This window comes from Collinsella sp. An268, from assembly GCF_002159765.1.
GTDB lineage: Bacteria > Actinomycetota > Coriobacteriia > Coriobacteriales > Coriobacteriaceae > Coprousia.
Genome location: NZ_NFJH01000004.1, coordinates 109,986 through 129,073 on the forward strand (window position 1 = coordinate 109,986; position 19,088 = coordinate 129,073).

General features: G+C 67.2%; 13 protein-coding genes. 4 read left to right on the forward strand and 9 right to left on the reverse strand.

All coding sequences use genetic code 11. The features are described 5' to 3' along the window. Positions 1-48: 48 nt before the first annotated feature. From B5F70_RS10595 to B5F70_RS04620, 8 genes are all read right to left on the reverse strand, one after another. Positions 49-1,137, reverse strand: coding sequence for a substrate-binding domain-containing protein (locus tag B5F70_RS10595; RefSeq protein WP_158094928.1), 1,089 nt, complete (start codon positions 1,135-1,137; stop codon positions 49-51). Next, on the reverse strand, positions 1,134-1,802 hold the full coding sequence (locus B5F70_RS04590) for a hypothetical protein (RefSeq protein ID WP_087204386.1): 669 nt from the start codon (positions 1,800-1,802) through the stop codon (positions 1,134-1,136). The genes B5F70_RS10595 and B5F70_RS04590 overlap by 4 nt, the downstream gene beginning before the upstream one ends. Positions 1,803-1,811: 9 nt before the next feature. Next, on the reverse strand, positions 1,812-3,542 hold the full coding sequence (locus B5F70_RS04595; protein WP_206383500.1) for a VWA domain-containing protein: 1,731 nt from the start codon (positions 3,540-3,542) through the stop codon (positions 1,812-1,814). A gap of 208 nt (positions 3,543-3,750) precedes the next feature. Then, positions 3,751-4,452 carry an ABC transporter ATP-binding protein gene (locus B5F70_RS04600; protein WP_087204387.1) on the reverse strand — a complete coding sequence of 234 codons (702 nt, stop codon included), beginning with the start codon at positions 4,450-4,452 and terminating at the stop codon, positions 3,751-3,753. After that, positions 4,453-5,331 (reverse strand): ABC transporter ATP-binding protein, encoded by an 879-nt coding sequence (locus tag B5F70_RS04605; protein ID WP_087204388.1) that lies wholly within the window; start codon positions 5,329-5,331, stop codon positions 4,453-4,455. After that, positions 5,324-6,421, reverse strand: a complete 1,098-nt coding sequence (locus tag B5F70_RS04610; RefSeq protein ID WP_087204389.1) for a branched-chain amino acid ABC transporter permease — start codon at positions 6,419-6,421, stop codon at positions 5,324-5,326. Before B5F70_RS04610 ends, B5F70_RS04605 begins: the two co-directional genes overlap by 8 nt. 9 nt (positions 6,422-6,430) lie before the next feature. Beyond that, positions 6,431-7,312: a branched-chain amino acid ABC transporter permease gene (locus B5F70_RS04615; protein ID WP_087204390.1), complete on the reverse strand. Its 882-nt coding sequence runs from the start codon at positions 7,310-7,312 to the stop codon at positions 6,431-6,433. Between the two features lie 89 nt (positions 7,313-7,401). Continuing rightward, entirely contained in the window at positions 7,402-8,664 is a 1,263-nt protein-coding gene (locus B5F70_RS04620) for an ABC transporter substrate-binding protein (protein WP_087204391.1), read from the reverse strand. 282 nt (positions 8,665-8,946) lie between these two features. Here B5F70_RS04620 and B5F70_RS04625 point away from each other — a divergent pair, with 282 nt between their 5' ends. Next, positions 8,947-10,293 carry a homoserine dehydrogenase gene (locus B5F70_RS04625; RefSeq protein ID WP_087204392.1) on the forward strand — a complete coding sequence of 449 codons (1,347 nt, stop codon included), beginning with the start codon at positions 8,947-8,949 and terminating at the stop codon, positions 10,291-10,293. Positions 10,294-10,520: 227 nt separating this feature from the next. Here B5F70_RS04625 and B5F70_RS04630 read toward each other — a convergent pair whose 3' ends face one another. Further along, on the reverse strand, positions 10,521-11,996 hold the full coding sequence (locus B5F70_RS04630) for a PTS transporter subunit EIIB (protein WP_158094929.1): 1,476 nt from the start codon (positions 11,994-11,996) through the stop codon (positions 10,521-10,523). Positions 11,997-13,066: 1,070 nt separating this feature from the next. On the opposite strand from B5F70_RS04630, the gene B5F70_RS04645 reads away from it, so the two are divergent. From B5F70_RS04645 to B5F70_RS04655, 3 genes are all read left to right on the forward strand, one after another. Then, on the forward strand, positions 13,067-16,846 hold the full coding sequence (locus B5F70_RS04645) for a phosphoribosylformylglycinamidine synthase (RefSeq protein WP_087204396.1): 3,780 nt from the start codon (positions 13,067-13,069) through the stop codon (positions 16,844-16,846). Positions 16,847-17,009: 163 nt separating this feature from the next. Further along, positions 17,010-17,441: a DUF1810 domain-containing protein gene (locus B5F70_RS04650; protein ID WP_087204397.1), complete on the forward strand. Its 432-nt coding sequence runs from the start codon at positions 17,010-17,012 to the stop codon at positions 17,439-17,441. Positions 17,442-17,538: 97 nt separating this feature from the next. Then, positions 17,539-18,936 (forward strand): serpin family protein, encoded by a 1,398-nt coding sequence (locus tag B5F70_RS04655; protein ID WP_087204398.1) that lies wholly within the window; start codon positions 17,539-17,541, stop codon positions 18,934-18,936. The last annotated feature ends 152 nt before the right edge of the window (positions 18,937-19,088 follow it).

Consider the following 19,088-nt stretch of genomic DNA (forward strand, 5'->3'; position numbering starts at 1 on the left):
TCGCTTGGCGTTTGCACGCGGTGTCGGTATCTGCCGGTCGACGGGCGGTCAGCCGCCCACGACCTCTATCAGGCGCTGCATGGCGGCGGGCGCGGGCAGCTCCACCGCCGCGGGCACGCGCTCGGCGATGCCCGCGACCCCGAAGCGCGTCGCGCTGTCGGTGCCCAGCTGCGAGGCGCCGCGGAACCCGTGGCGCTCCCACGCGAGCCTCTGCACCTCGTCGGACGTTATGAAATCGCTCAGGAGCTCGCCGTTCTCCGTGAGCGCCATGACCACGTGGGTCGACCAGACGGTGGGCGTCGTGTAGGCCACCACGAGGTCGTCGGCGACCTGCGCGAACAGGTCGGGCTCGTTCACGGCGAGGTCGAGCACCTGGCTCTCGTAGCCCACCATCATCGGCTTGGACCCCTCGCCCAGGGTGAGGAACTGCCGGAAGGAGTCCTCGGAGCTCGTCTCCATCCAGCCCGACTTCTGGAAGATCGCCTGGATCTGCGCGGCATCGCGCTCGACGGTCTCCACGGTCGCGGGCTGGCCGCCGGCGAGCGAGTTGGCGATGAGCGCCGCCCACTCGTTGCCCGAGTTGGACTGCGCGGGGTCGGTGCTGTCGATGCGGAACTGACCGTAGCCCGCGGTGTAGCCGAGGTCCGCCCAGGTCTTGCTGGCGAGCATCGCCTGCACGGCCGCGTCGACGTCGAGGAGGTAGACGTCGCCGTCTTGGGACATGACGCCGGAGCCCACGAGCGCCTCCGCCACGTCGCGGTACGTGTAGACGACGATGGGCGAGTTGAGCGCGATTTCCTCGCTCAGGGTCTCGATTCCCCGCTCCCCGCCGTATGCGACGGCCGCCTGCGACGAGGGGAAGAGGTAGTCCATGCCCTCCGTGGAGGCCTCCATCATGGCGAGCGAGCCGGCCTTGCGGTAGGACACGTCGAGCCCCGCCTCGGCGGCGAGGCGGCCGAACTCCTCGTCCTCGAAGAGCGAGATCTTCTCGCCACCCAGATAGCCCGTGACCTCGACCGGGTCCACGGGGGCCGCGGGCTCGGGCTGCGCCGCCCGGAAGACGAGCACGCCGCCCACCACGGCCACGGCCGCGAGCACGCACAGAAGGCCTATGATCTTCCCCTTCGAGAGTCTCATCGTCTCCCCTTCCCCCGCGCCGGGTCGCCCGCAGCCGGCGCCGCCGCGGCGTCGGCGGGCGCGTCGGGCGCGTATCCGTCCATCTCGATCAGGCGCTGGATGGCCTCGGACGAGGCCTCGACCTCCGTCGCCTTGGCGCCCGTCGCGCGGGCGAGCTCCCCTTGCGCGGCGCCCGAGAGCGCGCAGAGGCCCTCGATGGCGTCCTCGCGCGCGCCCGCCACGAGCTCGGGCGTGCTCAGGCGCTCGACGCCCAGGTAGCCGTCGAGCATGCGGACGCACTGGTCGCGGTAGGTGGAGAGGAAGTGCGCGAGCCTGCGGTAGGTGGAGGGCTGGGCCTCCACGCAGGCGACGAGCGCCTCGATGTCGCGCAGCAGGTCGTCGATCTCGCGGAGCACCGCGGCGTCCGAGATCCTCTCGCGCCGCGCGGACACGGCGCGCATGAGGTCGCGCGCCTCGTCGATCCGCCGCGTCGCTGCCTCGCCGTCGGGCAGCATGCTCGCGATGACGCCGCCGAGCTTGCGCTCGGGCTTGAGGAGCTGACCCACCCCCAGGTAGAGGAGGGCCGCGGCGGCGAGGCCGGCGACGATGCCCGCCACCCCGCCGAGCGCGACCACGCAGGCCACGCCCGCCGCGACGCCTATGACCGCCCCGAGAACGTACCCCATCGCGCGCCCCTAGTTATAGCCCTTGACCTGGCGGAAGACCGCGGCGAGGTCGCCCGTCCTGCCGTCGAAGGTGCGCCCGTTGGTGAGCGCGGAGAGGTCGTCGAGCTGCGCGGGGTCGGCGGAGCCGAACATGATCGAGAACACGGGGACGTCGGTCCCGGAGGCGTCGTAGGCCCCCTCGAAGCGCGCGCGGTTCTCCGTCTCGGACTGGCCGTCGGACATGAGCGCGATCGCCACGGTCCACCGTCCCTCCGCCTCGGCCTGCTCAGCCAGCTCGAGAGCCGCCTCGAGGGCCGCATAGATGTCCGTCCCGCCCACGGGCTCCCGGGAGCGCGCGGCGTCGAGCACAGGCGCGGTGTCCGCACCCTCGGCGACGACGGCCTCCCCCGGCCCGTCAGCGAACGGGATGAGCACGTTGACGTCGCCCTCCGTCGGCTGGATGAGCGACGCCGCCGCGAGGGCGGGGTCGAGCGCCTGCTCGAGGCCCGCGACCACGCCGTCCTTGCCCTCGCCGTACATCGAGCCGGAGTAGTCCACCACCCAGATGGAGTACGAGGGCTTCTTGAGCGCGGTCTGGTAGAGGGTGAGCGCCTCCCCGATCACCTCGCCCGCGGGGAGCGGGATCGACTTCAGCACGCTCGCGTCGTCCACGATGCCCCAGTCGGGCGAGAACGCCGCCTGCACCTCGGGGTCGTCCGCGTGCAGGATCTTGCCGCCGAGGCCGCAGCGGCGCCCCACGCGCTCCATGGCGAGCGTCGCCTCGTCGTCGGCGAGCGCCTGTTGGAAGGCGAGGAACGCGTCCTCCACGGCCGCGTCCTGACCGCGGTCCACGTAGGCGAGCGGACTGTCGGAGACGGCGATGCCGTCCGCGGGGTAGATGGCCATGAGGGGCTCGGCACCGGCCTCCTCGAGCTCACGGTCAGCCTGCGACACGAGCGACTCGTAGTTCACCATGGCCTGATGGGCGCCCGGGTCGGCGACGACCATCTCCTTCAGCCAGTCGGACGAGCCCGACGAGCGGTCCACGCCCGAGAGCAGCGCCGCCACGCGGCCGGTGAGCTCGGCATCGGCGAGGTCGTCGGCGGTAAGGGGCCCGTCCGAGCCCGAGAGCGCCGTCAGGAACGCCAGGTAGGCGGATGCGCCGCTGTTGGACTGCGTGGCCGAGGTCATGGCGAAGGAGAGCTCGCCCGTCTCCACCGCATCGAGGATCTCCGCCGTGGTGGGCGACGCCGTGGCGCCGGACGCGTCGACCCAGCCGAGCTCCTCGGCACGGCCGCGCGCGATGCCGAAGACCACGGGCGTGGTCGAGGTGCTCTGGGCGTTTCGGGTGATGTGCCCCGTGTCGCCGAGCGATATCCACATCGAGGACGCGGGCCACACGGCGTCGTAGTCGGCGCCGCCCGCCTCGAGGACGGAGCGGATCTCGAGCGAGCCCATGTAGTGCATCTCGACCGTCACACCCGCCTCGCCGGCGGCGTAGGCGATGGCCTCTGCCGCCTCCTTGTTCTCGGAGCCCGAGGCGATCTTCAGGGTGAGGTCCGTGCCGCCCGCGGGGACGAAGCGCTGCGCGCCGTCCACCTCCTGGATGTCGACCGCCGCCTGCGCGGGCGCGCCCCCGTCCGGCGCCGGCTCCACCTCGGGAGCCCCCGCGCCCATGCAACCGGCGAGACCTGCGGCGAGCACGAGGACCGCGAGGGCGGGTACGATGCGCCGCGCGAGGCGCGAGAGTCGGGCGTGCATGGCGAGCCTCCCAACGACGAGGGCCGCCGGGCGGCGGCCGGACAGGATTGGGCCATTCTAGCAAACGCGTGTCAGCTGAATGTAAGCTGCGCCCCCGGTACCTTATGGGGCGGGCGCCCCGCGCGATCGCGGGGCGCCCGTGGATGCGCGGCGCCGCGCGGCGCCGCAACGCTGCTGTTCCGCCCGGGCTCTCGCCCAAACCCTCGGCCTAGCCGCCGAGATACGCCTTCCGCACGTCGTCGTTATGCAGGAGCTCCTCGCCCGTACCGGCGAGCGTCACACGGCCGGTCTCCAGCACGTAGGCGCGCGTGGCGACCGAAAGCGCCATCTGCGCGTTCTGCTCGACCAGAAGGATCGTGGTCCCGTCCTTGTGCAGGCCCTTGATGATATCGAAGATCTGCTCCACCAGAATGGGCGCCAAACCCATCGAGGGCTCGTCGAGCATCAGCAGCTTGGGGTTCGCCATCAGCCCGCGGCCCATGGCGAGCATCTGCTGCTCGCCGCCCGAGAGCGTGCCGGCGATCTGGCGGCGGCGCTCCTTCAGGCGCGGGAACTGCGCGTAGACGCGCTCAAGATTGCCGGCGATGGTCTCCTTGGGCTGCGTGTACGCGCCCATGTCGAGGTTCTCCTCCACCGTCATCTGCTGGAAGATGCGCCTGCCCTCGGGCACGTGCACAAGGCCGTGCTCGACGATCTTCTCGGCGCTCATATGCATGAGGTCCTCGCCCATGAAGGTGATGGAGCCGGTGCGCGAGCGCAGAAGGCCGGAGAGCGTCTTTAAGGTGGTGGACTTGCCCGCGCCGTTCGCGCCGATAAGGGCCACAATCTCGCCGTCGTTCACCTCAAACGAGATGTTCTTGATGGTGTGGATCGCCCCGTACCACACGTTGATGTTGTACACGCTCAGCACCTAGGCCACCTCCTTCTTCTGCTTGCCGAGGTACGCCTCGACAACGGCATCGTTTTGCTGGATGTCCTCGGGCGTACCCTTGGCGATGATCTTGCCGAAGTTGAGAACACAGATGCCCTCGCAGATATTCATGACGAGGTTCATGTCGTGCTCGATGAGCATGATGGCGATCTGGAACTCGTCGCGGATCTTGACGATGTTCTCCATAAGCTCAGCCGTCTCGGACGGATTCATGCCGGCGGCGGGCTCGTCGAGCAACAGCAGCTTGGGGTTGGTCGCGAGCGCGCGCACGATCTCCAGACGGCGCTGGGCGCCGTAGGGCAGGCTGCCCGCCTCATGGTCGGCCAAGCCGCACATGTCGAAGATGTCGAGCAGCTCGAGGGCGCGCTCGTGATAGTACCGCTCGCTCTTCCAGTGGTGCGGCAGGCGCAAAATCGAGGTCGCCATGCCGCAATGATGCTGGTTGTGCAGGCCAACCATCACGTTCTCCTCAACGGTGAGCGTGTTGAAGAGGCGGATATTCTGGAAGGTGCGCGCCACGCCCAAGCGGTTCACGCGCGCCGGGTCGAGGCCGGCCGTATCGTGGCCGTCGACCATGATGGTGCCGCGCGTGGGCGTGTAGACCTTGGTGAGCAGGTTGAAGACCGTGGTCTTGCCCGCGCCGTTGGGGCCGATGAGACCGGCGATCTCGGTCTTGCCGATGGTGAGGTTGAAGTCATCGACCGCCTTGAGGCCACCGAAATCGATGCCCAGGTGCACGCATTCGAGCACGGGCGATGCGTAGATGTCGCGGTCCGGGATGAGCGCCTGGCTGGGCACGGGGACCATCCGGGTGTTCTCGCGGCGCGCCTTCGCAAAGTCGCTGAAGAGCTTAGGCATCCGCCTCGCCTCCTTCGGTGGCAACGGACTCGGTCGCATCGTCCGCCTCGCCCCGGCCAAAGCGCCGGCGCAGAGCCTCAGCCGCACGCTGGTAGATCTTGAGGTGCGGGACCACCATCACGAGGATGAGGACGATGGCGTAGAGCAGCATGCGGTACTGGTTGATGGGACGCAGGACCTCGGGCAGGACGGTCAGGAACGCCGCCGAGACGATGGAGCCCCAGATGTTGCCCATGCCGCCCAGCACCACGTAGACGAGGATCAGGATCGACTGGTTGAAATCGAACTGCGAGGGCGTGATGGTCGAGTAGTTCATGGCGTAGAGCACGCCCGCCGCGCCGGCGAGGGCGGAGGCCACCGTGAACGCCATGAGGCGGTACTTGGTGGTGTTGATGCCGACGCTCTCGGCCGCGATGCGGTTGTCGCGCACCGCCATGATGGCGCGGCCGTCGCGGCTGTGCATGAGGTTGAGCACCACGGCGACCGTGATGAGCACGAGCAAGATGCCGAGGGCGAACGTCGAGATCTTGTCGATGCCGACGGCGCCCTTGGGGCCGTTGATGAGGATGGTGCCCTGCGTCATGCCGAGCGACGACGAGTCCGTCATCGAGAAGTGCAGGCCCGCATCGTCCACGCCGATATAGAAGTTGTTGAGGAGGTTCTTGATGATCTCACCGAAGGCGAGGGTCACGATGGCGAGGTAGTCGCCGCGCAGGCGCATGACGGGGATACCCACCAGAAAGCCGATGATGCCGGCGACGATGGCGCCCACCACGGCGGAGCCCGCGAAGAGCATAAGCTCGTTATCGATACCCATGCGCGCGAGGCACCCCGCCACGACGACGCCCGTGAAGGCGCCGACGCTCATGAAGCCCGCGTGGCCGAGCGAGAGCTCGCCCGAGACGCCGACGACGAGGTTGAGCGACACGGCGAGCGACACATAGGCGCAGATGGGCACGAGCTGGCCCGAGAGCGAATTGGAGATGAGGCCGAGGCCGTCGAGCACGGTCACGACCAGAAACGCAGCGATGACGATGGCATAGGTGATGATCGTCGAGCGCGTCTGCGGTTTGAGCGTTTTGATTCCCATGGCTCCTCCCTACACCTTCTCGTTGACCGGCTTGCCGAGAAGGCCGGCGGGACGGATGAGCAGCATGACGATGAGCACGGCGAAGACCACGGCGTCGGCGAGCTGGGTCGAGATGTAGGCGCGCGCCAAGATCTCGATCACGCCGAGCAGAATGCCGCCGAGCGCGGCGCCCGGGATGGAGCCGATGCCGCCGAGCACCGCCGCCGTGAAGGCCTTGATGCCGGGCATGGAGCCCGTCGTGGGCATGAGCGTGGGGTAGGCCGAGCACATGAGGACGCCGGCGATGGCCGCGAGCCCCGAGCCGATGGCGAAGACCATCGAAATGGTGCCGTTGACGTTGATACCCATGAGCTGGGCGGCGTCGCGGTCCTCGGAGCAGGCGCGCATGGCCTTGCCCATCTTGGTCTTGGTGGTGAAGAGCGTCAGCGCCACCATGATGACGACGCACACAAGAATGGTGATGACCGCCGTGGCCGAGATGGTGAGCGCGCCGTCGAAGAGCCTGAGCGCCGGCAGGCTGATGATGGACGAGAAGCTCTTGGGGTCTGACCCCATGAGGATGAGCGCTGCGTTCTGCAAGAAGTAGCTCACACCGATGGCGGTGATGAGCACGTTCAGGCTCGGCGCGTTGCGCAGCGGCTTGTAGGCGAGCCGCTCCATCACGATGCCGAGGACCGTGCAGCCGATGATGGACAGGACGACGCCCGCGATGACGGGCAGCCCCAGATAGGTCATCGAGCAGAAGCAGATGTAGGCGCCCACCATGATGACGTCGCCGTGCGCGAAGTTGAGCATCTTGGCGATGCCGTACACCATGGTGTAGCCGAGCGCGATGATGGCGTAGACGCTTCCCAGGCTCATGCCGTTGATGATGTTGGCGAGAAACTCCATGTCCCCTCCTTCCATGGTAAAAGCGGAGACCACCGGGTGTGCGGTGGCCTCCGCTCAAGCGCAAACGGAACCTTCCGTTACGCGGACGATTACGCGTCGAGCGGCATGTACACGCCGCCCTCGATCACCATACCGGTGGGCTGCTTGGAGATCTCACCGGTATCGGACCACGTAGCCGCCTCGCCGGCGGTGGTGAGGCCGGTAAACGAGAAGTCGGACGACGTGAACGTCTCCACGAGCGCGTCGCACATGTCGGACGGGTCCATGTCGGCCGTGATGCCGCCCTCCTCGATAGCCTGCTTGAGCGCGTAGACGCAGTCGTAGGCATCGGCGGCGAACTGGTTGGGGGTCTCGCCGTTACCGTAGTCGGCGCCCTCGTAGGTCTCGACGAACGCCTTCGTCGCCTCGTCCTCGGCGGTGGCGACAAACGGGGTCAGCAGCATGCAGCCCTCGGCGAGCGCGGTGTCGAAGCCCTTGACCGTGAGCAGGCCGTCCATGCCGTCGACGCCGAACCACTTGGGCGCATAGCCCATCTGGTTGGCCTGCGTGAGGATGAGCGAGATGGGCGTGTAGTAGATCGGCAGGAAGACCAGGTCGGCGCCGGCGTTCTTAGCGTCGTTCAGCTGGACGGAGAAGTCGGTGGCGGAGTCGTTGGTAAACGCGCTCTCCGCGACGACCTCGAGCCCCAAGTCGGCAGCCTCGGAAAGGAAGCTCTGATAGATGCCGGTAGAGTAGGTGTCGGAGTTGTTGTAGATGATGGCGATCTTGGTGCCGAGCTGCTGCTCGGAGATGTACTGCGCGGACGCCGCGCCCTGGTTGGGGTCGGTGAAGCACATCTGGAAGACGTTCTCCTTGCGCGGCGTGGAGATGTTGCCGTCCGCATCGGGCTGGCCGCCGATGACGTCGGTGGAGGAGCCGGAGGGCGTGATCTGGAACATGTTGTCGGCGTTGGTCTCGGCGGACACGGCCACGCAGGGAGCCGTGGTGACGGTGCCCACGAGGATCTGCATGCCCCAGTCCTTGAGGTTGTTGTAGGCGTTGACGGAGCGCTCGGGGTCGTTCTCGTCGTCTTGGAAGTTGAGCTCGAACTGGATGTCGCCGCCCTCGGCGTTGATCTCGTCCACGGCGATCTGGGCGCCGTTCTTGACGGCGTTGCCATAGATGGCCGCGTCACCGGTGGTGGGGCCGATGCTGCCGAGCTTAAAGACCGCGGCGCCGGAAGCGGCGCCGGAGCCCGCCGGGGCCTCGTCGCCGCCCGAGCAGCCGGCAAGCACGCCGGCGGCGCTCAATGCCGCGGCACCCGCGATAAGGCTGCGGCGGCTCATCTGGGGGTTGAGATTAATAGAGGACATGAGATGCTCCTTCCCTAAGCGCGCCGATCTCCTGCCGGACCTCAAGGCGCGTGTCGGTCGTATACCGCTTGCAGATATGTTGGCGGTGAGGTAAACCTTACTCGTTTTTGGGGGGTTTGGTAAGGTGAAACACCCCTAAGGCGGCGCTCCCGGCACGCGCCGGGCGCACCGGCACACCAGTATGGTAAAGTCTACCTGCGCTTTAGCAACAAGCCGCAGCGTAGATACCGTGTTACATCTTGGTTTCAGGGCTGCGCCCAAAAACGACGAAGGAGACCTCACATGACCGCACATGCGACCACCGGCGCCCGAACCGTGGGCGTGGGCATCATCGGCCTCGGCACCGTGGGCGGCGGCACCGCCTGCACCATCCTGCGCCACCGCGACGAGTACCTGCGCGCCTACGGCATCGACCTGCACATCGCGCGCGTCTGCGACATGCGCCCCGAGCGCGAGGCAGAGCTGGGGCTCGCGCCCGGCACGCTCACGGGCGACTGGGCCGAGCTCGTGGCCGACCCCGCCGTCGACATCGTGGTGGAGCTCATCGGCGGCGAGCACCCCGCGACCGAGATCTTCGAGGCGGCCTTCGCGGCGGGCAAGCATGTCGTGACCGCCAACAAGGCGCTCCTCGGCCGCCACGTCGAGCGGCTCGCCCGCCTCGCCGCGGAGCACGGCGTCCAGCTCAAATGCGAGGCCGCGGCGGCGGGCGGCATCCCCATCGTGAACGCGCTGGAGCACGCCCTCACCGGCAACGAGATCCTCACGGTCGCCGGCATCCTGAACGGCACCACCAACTACATGCTCAGCCGCATGGAGACCGAGGGGCTCGATTACGACGAGGTCCTGGCCGACGCGCAGCGCCTGGGCTACGCCGAGGCGGACCCCTCGGCAGACGTCGACGGCTTCGACGCCGCAAGCAAGGTGGCCATCCTCTCGTCGATCGCCTTCCACACGCGCGTGACCACCGACGACGTCTACATGCAGGGCATCCGCAACGTATCGGCCGCCGACATCGCGCAGGCGCGCGAGCTCGGCTACCGCGTGAAGCTCCTCGGCGTCGCCCGCAACACCGAGAAGGGCGTCGACGTGCGCGTACACCCCACGATGATCCCCGCGAACCACATGCTCGCCGGCGTCTCGGGCGCCATGAACGCGGTGTTTGTGGTGGGCGACGCCGTGGGCGAGACCATGTTCTACGGGGCGGGCGCGGGCTCTTTCCCCACCGCGAGCGCCGTGGTGGGCGACGTGCTCGAGCTCGCCGACGCCATCGCGCGCGGCGAGGGCCCCATGCCCGAGACCGAACCCTATGACCGCGTGCTGCGCCTGCGCTCCATCGAGGAGCTCGAGACGCGCTACTACATCCGCCTGATGGTGGCCGACCGCGTGGGCGCGCTCGCCCCGGTGGTGACGGCCTTTGCCGACGCGGGCATCTCCATCTCAACCATCCACCAACTGAAAGACGGCGACGGTACCCGCTGCTCCGTCGTGTTCCTGACGCACCGGGCGCTCGAGCGCGACGTGCACGCCGCCATCAAGATCTTCGAGGCGATGGACGAGGTCGAGGGCGTGGCGAGCGTCATTCGCATTGAAGATGTTGCCGCCTGGACGGACGGCGTGGAGGAGAACTAGGCAGAGGGATGGCCGCTGGCGGGTTACCGGGTATCGGACCCATGGGCGAAACCCGACGGACCGACTCCTCCAGCAGCCCCAACCATAAGAATTCACCGTTGCCGCAGATTAACCTGTAAGGCGCTCGAAAACACCCAGTACATGTCAAACTGCGGCAATGGCGGAGGTTGCATTCCGTCATTGCCGCAGTTCGTTACCTAGCAGTTTGCCAGAACGCAGCGTACGACCTACTTTGAGACGCCGCGCCGCATCCGAAACGCAACGGCCGCAGAGACGCCGGCACAGATCAGGGCCACTGCCGCAGCCGCAAGATACGCCACCGTCGGGGCACCCGCGCCCTCCGGGCCAACCGTGCCCAAGATGCCCAAGACGCCGCCCGTCACCCCATAGAACGTTCCGCCGAGTGCGATGGCTGCAGCCGCCGCAAGGCCAGAAGCAACATTCGCAGCCGCCTGCAGGTGTGGCACCGCAAGCGTAAAGCCGTAGAGCGCAGGCTCCGTCTTGCCAAAGAGCGCCTGACCCGTCGTGGCGAGCGCCTGGTGGCGGCGCGCAGCGTCGGATGCTACCAGGGCGGCACCAAGGGCAATGCCCGCCTGGCTTAGCTGCGGAATAACGGTGACAAGCATGATGGGGTCGCTCCCCAGAGCAACGAGCTCGCCCAGCAGAAGCGGCGTAAAAAGCCAATGGAGGCCGCGCGCAACCACAAGCTGCCAAACAGCCCCAATAACCAGCGCCGTTGTCACGGGCCAGCAGAGAAAGACCGTGTGCACGGCAAACGAGACGGCTCCGCAGGCGCTCATGACAAGCGGACCAACAACAAAGCCCATGCCAGCGCCAACTACCGTGAGTACCGCAAGCGGCGCAAGCACACTACGGGTAACGGTGGGGACCCGGGGCGCCACGGCGCGCTCCACCAGCGCGCAAAGCCAGGCGGTGACCACGGCCGAGAAGACGAGCCCGGCACCGCGCTCCAAGAAAGGCAGCCCGCCAAGCGGACCCGGAACCGATCCCGGCGCAACCGCAAACGCGTAGGCCTGAACGGCGGCTATACCGACCGGCGGCCAAACGCTCACATTGAGTTTACGGGCGGCAGAGAAGGCAACCAAGACCGAAAGCAGATAGAACGAGACGTCTGCCAGGCCGATGAGCAAGGCGAGCACACTCCCCTGCTCGGCGCCGACCCCACAGCTCGCGACCAGCCACAGCGCCCCGCGAAGGATGGCCGCGGCACCGAGGTAATCCACGCAGGGCACCACCGAGGCGGTCAGAAGCTCAAGCGCCCCGCGCGCGGTACAAAGGGGCAGAAGCTTTGTATCGGCGGCGCCGGACCGTCCGCCCGCATCGTCCACATCGTGCAAACTGGGCGTATCCTTCGTCGGCACCCCAGCCGCCACCGGCGCCGAACCGGCCGCCGATTCGGCCGAGCCGACTGAAGCGCTTTGGCCAGACGTCGCCCGCAGGCTCTCGAGCGCATCAGAGACCCGCGCCACGTCGGGCCCGATAATAACCTGAAACTGCCCGCCCTGGCGCACTGCTCCGAGCACGCCCGGGATCTCCTTCACGGCAGCCTCGTCCGCCGCCCCCTCATCGCAAAGCACCAGACGCAGGCGCGTCATGCAATGCGTTGCCGAGGCAACGTTCTCCGCCCCGCCCGCGCCCGCAAGCACCGCACGGGCCAGCGCCTCAACTTCATCAGAAGCCAATATCGCCCCTCTTTCTCGCTCCACAAACGCACCCCAAGCAATACCCGAACAGTGCCCATGCAAACAATCGAACCGATTATCGTTCAACCCCCTCCTCCGCATGAGGTTTAACTCAGTCCAACCTTGCAAAAGCCAAGCGCCACACATGCGGAGACGCTTCCGCCCATGCCTCGCGGCAACGTACCGGCAGCATCAGCACCACTCAGTCAGAGCGAAAGGCGCACTGCCCCATGCGGGAGCTCCGCCGTGATGCAGAGCGTCCCCCCTAGCGCGGCAACATAGCGTCGCAAGGTGTCAACCTTTAGCGTGTCGATCTTACCCGTCTCGACCGCAGAGACTCGTTTCTGCCCAACGCCCATGCGCTCCGAGACCTGTTCCTGCGTGAGCCCGCACGCCTTTCGGGCCTCGCGCAGCTCATACGCCCGGATTTTCTCCTCGGTGGCCGCCCGAGCCGCATTCATTGCCTCGTCAGACACGGGATGCATCTGTCTGAATTCTCGATATGACGTCCCCATAAGCTCAACCTCGATCCGACTGCTCCATATATGCCCGATACCTTCGCTCCGCCTCGGGAATCGCCCGCTTATACCAATTGCTCCACGAGAATCGCTTCCCACCCCTCGCCTTATCGCCTGCAAGCAGCATGACAGCGCGACGCCTGGGGTCGAACGAGAAGATGATGCGCACCTCAGACCTCCCAGGAGAAGCAGGGCGCAACTCCTTTAAAGAGGGGATGTTGGTATGTCGTAAGGTGTCCACGAGAGGTCTGCCCAGTGCCGGCCCCTCGCGCTCCAAAACGTCCAGAGCTGCATACACTCCCGCCACCGTTGTCTCATCCTGCTCCGTCAGCCAATCCCAGATACCGTACAGGTCGATTTCCCACATGGCGACCTCCAGAATACCATATATTTGTAGTACTTTAGAAGCGTTCTACAAATATCGAACTATTGTTCTTGCTATCTTAGAACATATGTTCTATTATGTCTATGCAAACGACGGGGAGAATCGGAGGCAGTGCTGTCGTATCATAGAGACGGTATGCATCACACCCAACAGAAGGGCAGGCTTGAATGGTCTCTCGCATCTACGTTGAGAAGAAGCCGGGCTTTGACGTCGAGGCGCAGCAGCTCAAGAGCGAGCTCACGGGCACCCTTGGCATCGAGGGACTGACGGGACTTCGACTCATCAACCGCTATGACGTCGAGGGTATCGACGAAGGGCTCTTCCGCACCTGCGTCACGACGGTCTTCTCCGAGCCGCAGGTGGACAACGCCTACGACGAGCTCCCCGAGGTTGCCGGCGCGCACGTCTTTGCCGTCGAGTCGCTGCCCGGGCAGTTCGACCAGCGCGCGGACTCCGCGAGCGAGTGCATTCAGCTCATCAGCCAGGGCGAGCGCCCGACCGTTCGCGCCGCAAAGGTTTACATCCTCGAAGGTGAGCTCACCGACGACGCCATCGCCACCATCGAGCACTACGTGGTGAACCCCGTCGAGTCGCGCATCGCCTCGCTCGAGAAGCCCGAGACCCTTGAGGTGGAGATTCCCGACCCCGAGCCGGTCGAGGTGCTCCACGGCTTCCGCGAGCTCGACGAGGAGGGCCTCGCCGCGTTCATCGCCGAGCGCGGGCTCGCGATGGACGACGCCGACCTGTCGTTTTGCCAGGAGTACTTCACCCAGGAGGGCCGCGACCCCTCGATCACCGAAATCCGCGTGATCGACACCTACTGGTCCGACCACTGCCGCCATACCACCTTCGGCACCGTGCTCGACGAGGTCGAGATTGACGACGAGGTCGTGCAGGCTGCCTTCGACCGCTATCTGGCCATGCGCCACGAGCTCGGCCGCGACGAAAAGCCCGTCTGCCTCATGGACATGGGCACCATCGGCGCCAAGTACCTCAAAGCAACCGGCAAGCTCACCGGCCTCGACGAGTCGGAGGAGATCAACGCCTGCACCGTGAAGGTCACCGTTGACGTAGACGGCGAGGATCAGGATTGGCTCTTCCTCTTTAAGAACGAGACCCACAACCACCCGACCGAGATCGAGCCCTTCGGCGGCGCGGCCACCTGCATCGGCGGCGCCATCCGCGACCCGCTCTCCGGCCGCAGCTACGTCTACCAGGCCATGCGGGTCACCGGTGCGGCTGACCCCACCGTCCCCGTCTCTGAGACGCTTGCCGGCAAGCTCCCCCAGCGCAAGATCGTGACCACCGCGGCCGCCGGCTACTCGAGCTACGGCAACCAAATCGGACTGGCCACCGGGCAGGTCTCGGAGCTCTATCACCCCGGCTATGTGGCCAAGCGCATGGAGATCGGCGCCGTCGTGGGCGCCACGCCCGCGAGCCACGTGCGCCGCGAAGAGCCGCAGCCCGGCGACAAGATCATCCTGCTCGGCGGTCGCACCGGTCGCGACGGCATCGGCGGCGCCACGGGTAGCTCCAAGGCGCACAACGTCGAGTCCATCGAGAAGGACGGCGCCGAGGTGCAGAAGGGCAACGCCCCCATGGAGCGCAAGCTGCAGCGCCTCTTCCGCCGCGGCGACGCGTGCCGGCTCATCAAGCGCTGCAACGACTTTGGCGCGGGCGGCGTCTCGGTTGCCGTGGGCGAGCTCGCCGACGGCCTCTACATCGACCTCGACCAGGTGACCAAGAAGTACGAGGGCCTCGACGGCACTGAGCTTGCGATTAGCGAGAGCCAGGAGCGCATGGCGGTTGCCGTAGCCGAGGACGACGTGGACGAGTTTATGGGCTACGCTGAGGAGGAGAACCTCGAGGCGACGGTCATCGCCGAGGTCACGCACGAGAAGCGCGTCCGCATGGCCTGGGACGGCGACGTGATCGTCGACCTCAGCCGCGCGTTTTTGGCGAGCAACGGCGCGCCCAAGCACCAGAGCGTCCACATCGAGGAGCAGGGCGCAGACGGCCTTCCCAAGATCCCCGGCGAGGACGAGGCGACGTTCGCCGACGCCATGCGCGCCCTCGTCACCAACCTGAACGTCGCCTCCAACAAGGGACTCGCCGAGCGCTTCGACTCCACCATCGGCGCCGCGACCGTCCTCATGCCCTACGGCGGCAGGACGCAGCTCACCCCGGCGCAGGCGATGGTCGCCAAATTCCCGGTCGACGGCGAGACCACCACGGTCTCGGGCATGGCATGGGGCTTCAACCCCTACCTCATGAGCGCCGATCAGTATCGCGGCGCCTACCTCTCCGTGGTGGAGAGCGTCTCCAAGCTCGTGGCGACGGGCTTCGACCATACCCGCGCCTACCTCTCGTTCCAGGAGTACTTCGAGCGCCTGCGCGACGTGCCCGAGCGCTGGGGCAAGCCCGCCGCAGCCGTGCTCGGCGCCCTCATGGCGCAGGTCGACCTCGGCATCGGCGCCATCGGCGGCAAGGACTCCATGTCCGGCTCGTTCGAGGACCTCGACGTGCCGCCCACCCTCGTCTCGTTCGCCGTGGCGACGGGCTCGCTCGACCGCATCGTCTCCCCCGAGTTCAAAGGCGCCGGTCACCGCGTGGCGCTCATCGCCCCCGCCTACGAGTGGGCGGGCATCCTGCCCGAGCCGCAGAGCCTGAAGGCGGTCTTCGGCTATGTGGAGGAGCTCATCCGCTCGGGCAGCGCGCTCTCGGTGTCCACTCCGGGCTTCGGCAGCGTGGCGGAGTCCGTGTTCAAGGCGTGCGTGGGCAACCGCATCGGTTTTGCGTACACCCCGGGCATCGAGGACGAGAACGGGCTCGACCTTCTCGATTACTACTACGGCAGCTTTGTGGTCGAGCTCGCCGACACGGCTGAGCTCGCACCGTACGGCGACGCCTTCGCCATCTACGAGCTGGGCGAGACCACCGAGGGCTACACCATGACGTACGAGGGCGAGAAGGCCGAGAGCATCGATCTCGCCGAGCTGCAGGAGCTGTGGGAGGGCGCCATCGAGAGCGTCTTCCCCTACCGCACGCCCGCATCTGAGGCCGCCCATCTGCCTGCGGTGGAACCCGTGAGCTATCGCTGCGCCGACACCGGGCGCATCCGCGCGGTCTACGCCGGCGAGAAGTTCGCGCGCCCGCGCGTGATCATCCCCGTCTTCCCGGGCAACAACTGCGAGTACGACACGGCGCGCGCCTTCCGTGCCGCCGGCGCCGTGGCAGACACCTTCGTCATCAACAACCTCACGCCCGAGGCCGTCGCCGAGAGCACCCGCGAGCTCGCACGGCGCATCCGCGAGAGCCAGATCGTCATGATCCCCGGCGGCTTCTCCGGCGGCGACGAGCCGGACGGCTCCGCCAAGTTCATCACGGCGTTCTTCCGCGCCCCCGAGGTGACCGAGGCGGTGCGCGACCTCCTGCAGGCGCGCGACGGCCTTATGCTCGGTATCTGCAACGGCTTCCAGGCGCTCGTGAAGCTCGGCCTCGTGCCGTACGGCGACATCGTGGACGCCACGGCAGACGCCCCCACGCTCACGTTCAACACCATCGGCCGCCACCAGAGCCGCCTCGTGCGCACGCGCATCGCCAGCGACCTCTCGCCCTGGCTCTCCCGCTGCGCCGTGGACGAGGCCTACACCGTGGCCATCTCTCACGGCGAGGGCCGCTTCGTCGCCAACGACGAGGTGCTCGGTCAGCTCGTCGCAGGCGGCCAGATCGCCACGCAGTATGTGGACGAGGCCGGCGCGCCGAGCATGGACCTCGACGTCAACCCCAACGGCTCCGTCATGGCCATCGAGGGTATCACCTCTCCGGACGGGCGCGTCTTTGGCAAGATGGGCCATGCAGAGCGCCGCGGCGCGGGCCTGTACCAGAACGTGCCGGGCGAGACGTTCATGCCGCTTTTCGAGGGCGGCGTGAGCTACTTCGCCTAACCGCGCCCGCACAGAACGGCTGAGCGCCCCCGGGAACGCCCGCGACCCCTCGTCCGCGGCGCCTTCCCGGGGGCGCCTGCTTTACGCCCTGTTCCTCCCGCGTCGCACAGCGAGCGTGCGAGGAACCGCCTGCCGCACTGCTACCGAGAAGGGTGGACAAAAGATGACGACCTTCGACATCGAGCGCTTCGTGCGCGCGCAAGACGGCGGCGTGTACGAGCGAGCGCTCGCCGAGATTCGCGCGGGGCGAAAGCTCGGACATTGGATCTGGTTCATCTTTCCGCAGCTCAAGGGGCTCGGCAGAAGCTCGACTGCCACCTACTACGGCATCGGGAGCCGCGCGGAGCTGGAGGCCTACCTCGCCCATCCCCTCCTGCACCGCCGCCTGCTTGAGATCGCGCATGCGCTGCTCGAGCTGCCAGGCAGCGATCCGGTTGCCATTTTGGGCGATGTCGACGCCCTCAAAGTCAGGTCCAGCATGACGCTCTTTGAGCTCACTGGGGCCGACCCCGTCTTTGGCCAGGTTCTCGACAAGTTCTACGCCGGGCGGCGCGATGCGCTCACCTTGCGCATCGTAGAGCGCACCTGGCTCTAGCCGCCCCTTGCCTTTGCCCCACGCGCGATGCGCCCCTCGCATACGCAGCGTTGACGGGTATGATGAGAGCGTGCACCGTTGCTCCCAAGGAGGCCCCATGCGCGCGTTTCCTTCTTGCCCCCGCGTCTCCGCACCCGCCATAGGCCGACGCCGCCTCGTGCAGCTCGCCGCGCTGGCGGGAGGGGCCGCCGTGCTGCCCGCCTGGCTTGCCGGATGCGGGGGCGCGCCGACGCTCGCCCTCACCGCGACCGACCTGACCGCCTCCGCCCGCGAGGCGTCCCGCTCCGTATCTGCTGAAGACGCTTTCGAGACCCTCGGCAACGACGATGCGCGCGCCGCGTCGTTCACCCTCACGGCGCGCCTCATCCAAGCGTGCTCGGCTAAGGACCGCTCCCGGGACCCCGGCGCCAACACCTTCATCTCCCCGCTTTCGATCGCCTACGCCCTCGCCCTCGCCCAAAACGGCGCGACGGGCACCACCCTCGATGAGATCGAGCGGGTAACCGGCCTTGCGACCGACGAGCTCAACGCCTTCTTGGGCGCCTATGCGCGCTACCTCCAAACGGGCGACCTATGGGGAGACGAGAGCAGCGCCGCAAGCGACGGCGCCATGCCCCTCCATCTCGCGAACTCCGTCTGGATGCGGGAGTCGGACACGTTGGACGTGCGAGACGACTACCTCACCACCTGTGCCCGCGAGCTCGACGCCTCCGTCTTCTCGGCGCCCTTCGACGGGTCCACCGTCGACGACATCAACGCCTGGGTGGACGAGCACACCGCGCACATGATCGACCGGCTCATCAACGAGATTCCGGATGGCGCGCGCCTCTACCTTATCAACGCCCTCGCCTTTGAGGACGCCTGGGAGGACCCCTATGAGGATGCGGACGTCGAGGACGACACGTTTACCTGCGAGGACGGCCTCGAGCAGGACATCCGTCTCATGCGCTCGCGCGAGGGCGCATATCTAGAGAACGAGCAGTTCCAAGGCTTCATCAAGCCCTATACGGACTATCGATTCGCCTTTGTGGGCCTCCTGCCTCGCGAGCGCGGCGCCCTCGCCGACGCGGTCGCCGCGCTCGACGGCCCCGCGCTCGAGGCGCTGCTGCAGCCCCTGGCTAACGCCGAGGCCAACGCCGGCCTGCCCAAATTCCGGCTCTCCTACGGCACCGAGCTCACCGACGCGCTGCGCGCGCTCGGCATGGACGCCGCCTTCGATGCCCTTCAAGCCGACTTCACTCCCATGGGCACCGATGAGGAGGGGCCGCTCTACATCGGGCAGGTTTTGCACAAGACCTTCATCGACGTGAACGAGGAGGGGACGCGCGCCGCAGCGGCGACGTCCGTCGGCATAGAGACGAGCGCCGCAGCGCCGATGGAGGAGCCCGTGGTCTACGACGTCATCCTCGACCGGCCCTTCGCCTATCTCATCATCGACTACCAGCTCGGCATCCCCGTCTTCGCGGGCACCATGCAGGCGATACCGGACGCATAGCGCGCCCGGCACCCGCCCTAAGGCGCCACGGCGCGCCTGCTCGGGCCTTGCGCGCCGCCGCCCTGCGCGGCGGAGAGCAGAACCGATACAATAGACGGCTAGCATGGGTACGGCATCGCGCGGACCGCCGCGCGCCGGCCAGATTTCGCTTG

Excerpts from the sequence above, each read along its gene's own strand:
- B5F70_RS04595 (WP_206383500.1), bottom strand. The coding sequence starts at position 3,542 with ATGCACGCCCGACTCTCGCGCCTCGCGCGGCGCATCGTACCCGCCCTC.
- B5F70_RS04615 (WP_087204390.1), bottom strand. The coding sequence starts at position 7,312 with ATGGAGTTTCTCGCCAACATCATCAACGGCATGAGCCTGGGAAGCGTC.
- B5F70_RS04645 (WP_087204396.1), top strand. The coding sequence starts at position 13,067 with ATGGTCTCTCGCATCTACGTTGAGAAGAAGCCGGGCTTTGACGTCGAG.
- B5F70_RS04605 (WP_087204388.1), bottom strand. The coding sequence starts at position 5,331 with ATGCCTAAGCTCTTCAGCGACTTTGCGAAGGCGCGCCGCGAGAACACC.
- B5F70_RS10595 (WP_158094928.1), bottom strand. The coding sequence starts at position 1,137 with ATGAGACTCTCGAAGGGGAAGATCATAGGCCTTCTGTGCGTGCTCGCG.
- B5F70_RS04610 (WP_087204389.1), bottom strand. The coding sequence starts at position 6,421 with ATGGGAATCAAAACGCTCAAACCGCAGACGCGCTCGACGATCATCACC.
- B5F70_RS04625 (WP_087204392.1), top strand. The coding sequence starts at position 8,947 with ATGACCGCACATGCGACCACCGGCGCCCGAACCGTGGGCGTGGGCATC.
- B5F70_RS04655 (WP_087204398.1), top strand. The coding sequence starts at position 17,539 with ATGCGCGCGTTTCCTTCTTGCCCCCGCGTCTCCGCACCCGCCATAGGC.
- B5F70_RS04620 (WP_087204391.1), bottom strand. The coding sequence starts at position 8,664 with ATGTCCTCTATTAATCTCAACCCCCAGATGAGCCGCCGCAGCCTTATC.
- B5F70_RS04650 (WP_087204397.1), top strand. The coding sequence starts at position 17,010 with ATGACGACCTTCGACATCGAGCGCTTCGTGCGCGCGCAAGACGGCGGC.
- B5F70_RS04590 (WP_087204386.1), bottom strand. The coding sequence starts at position 1,802 with ATGGGGTACGTTCTCGGGGCGGTCATAGGCGTCGCGGCGGGCGTGGCC.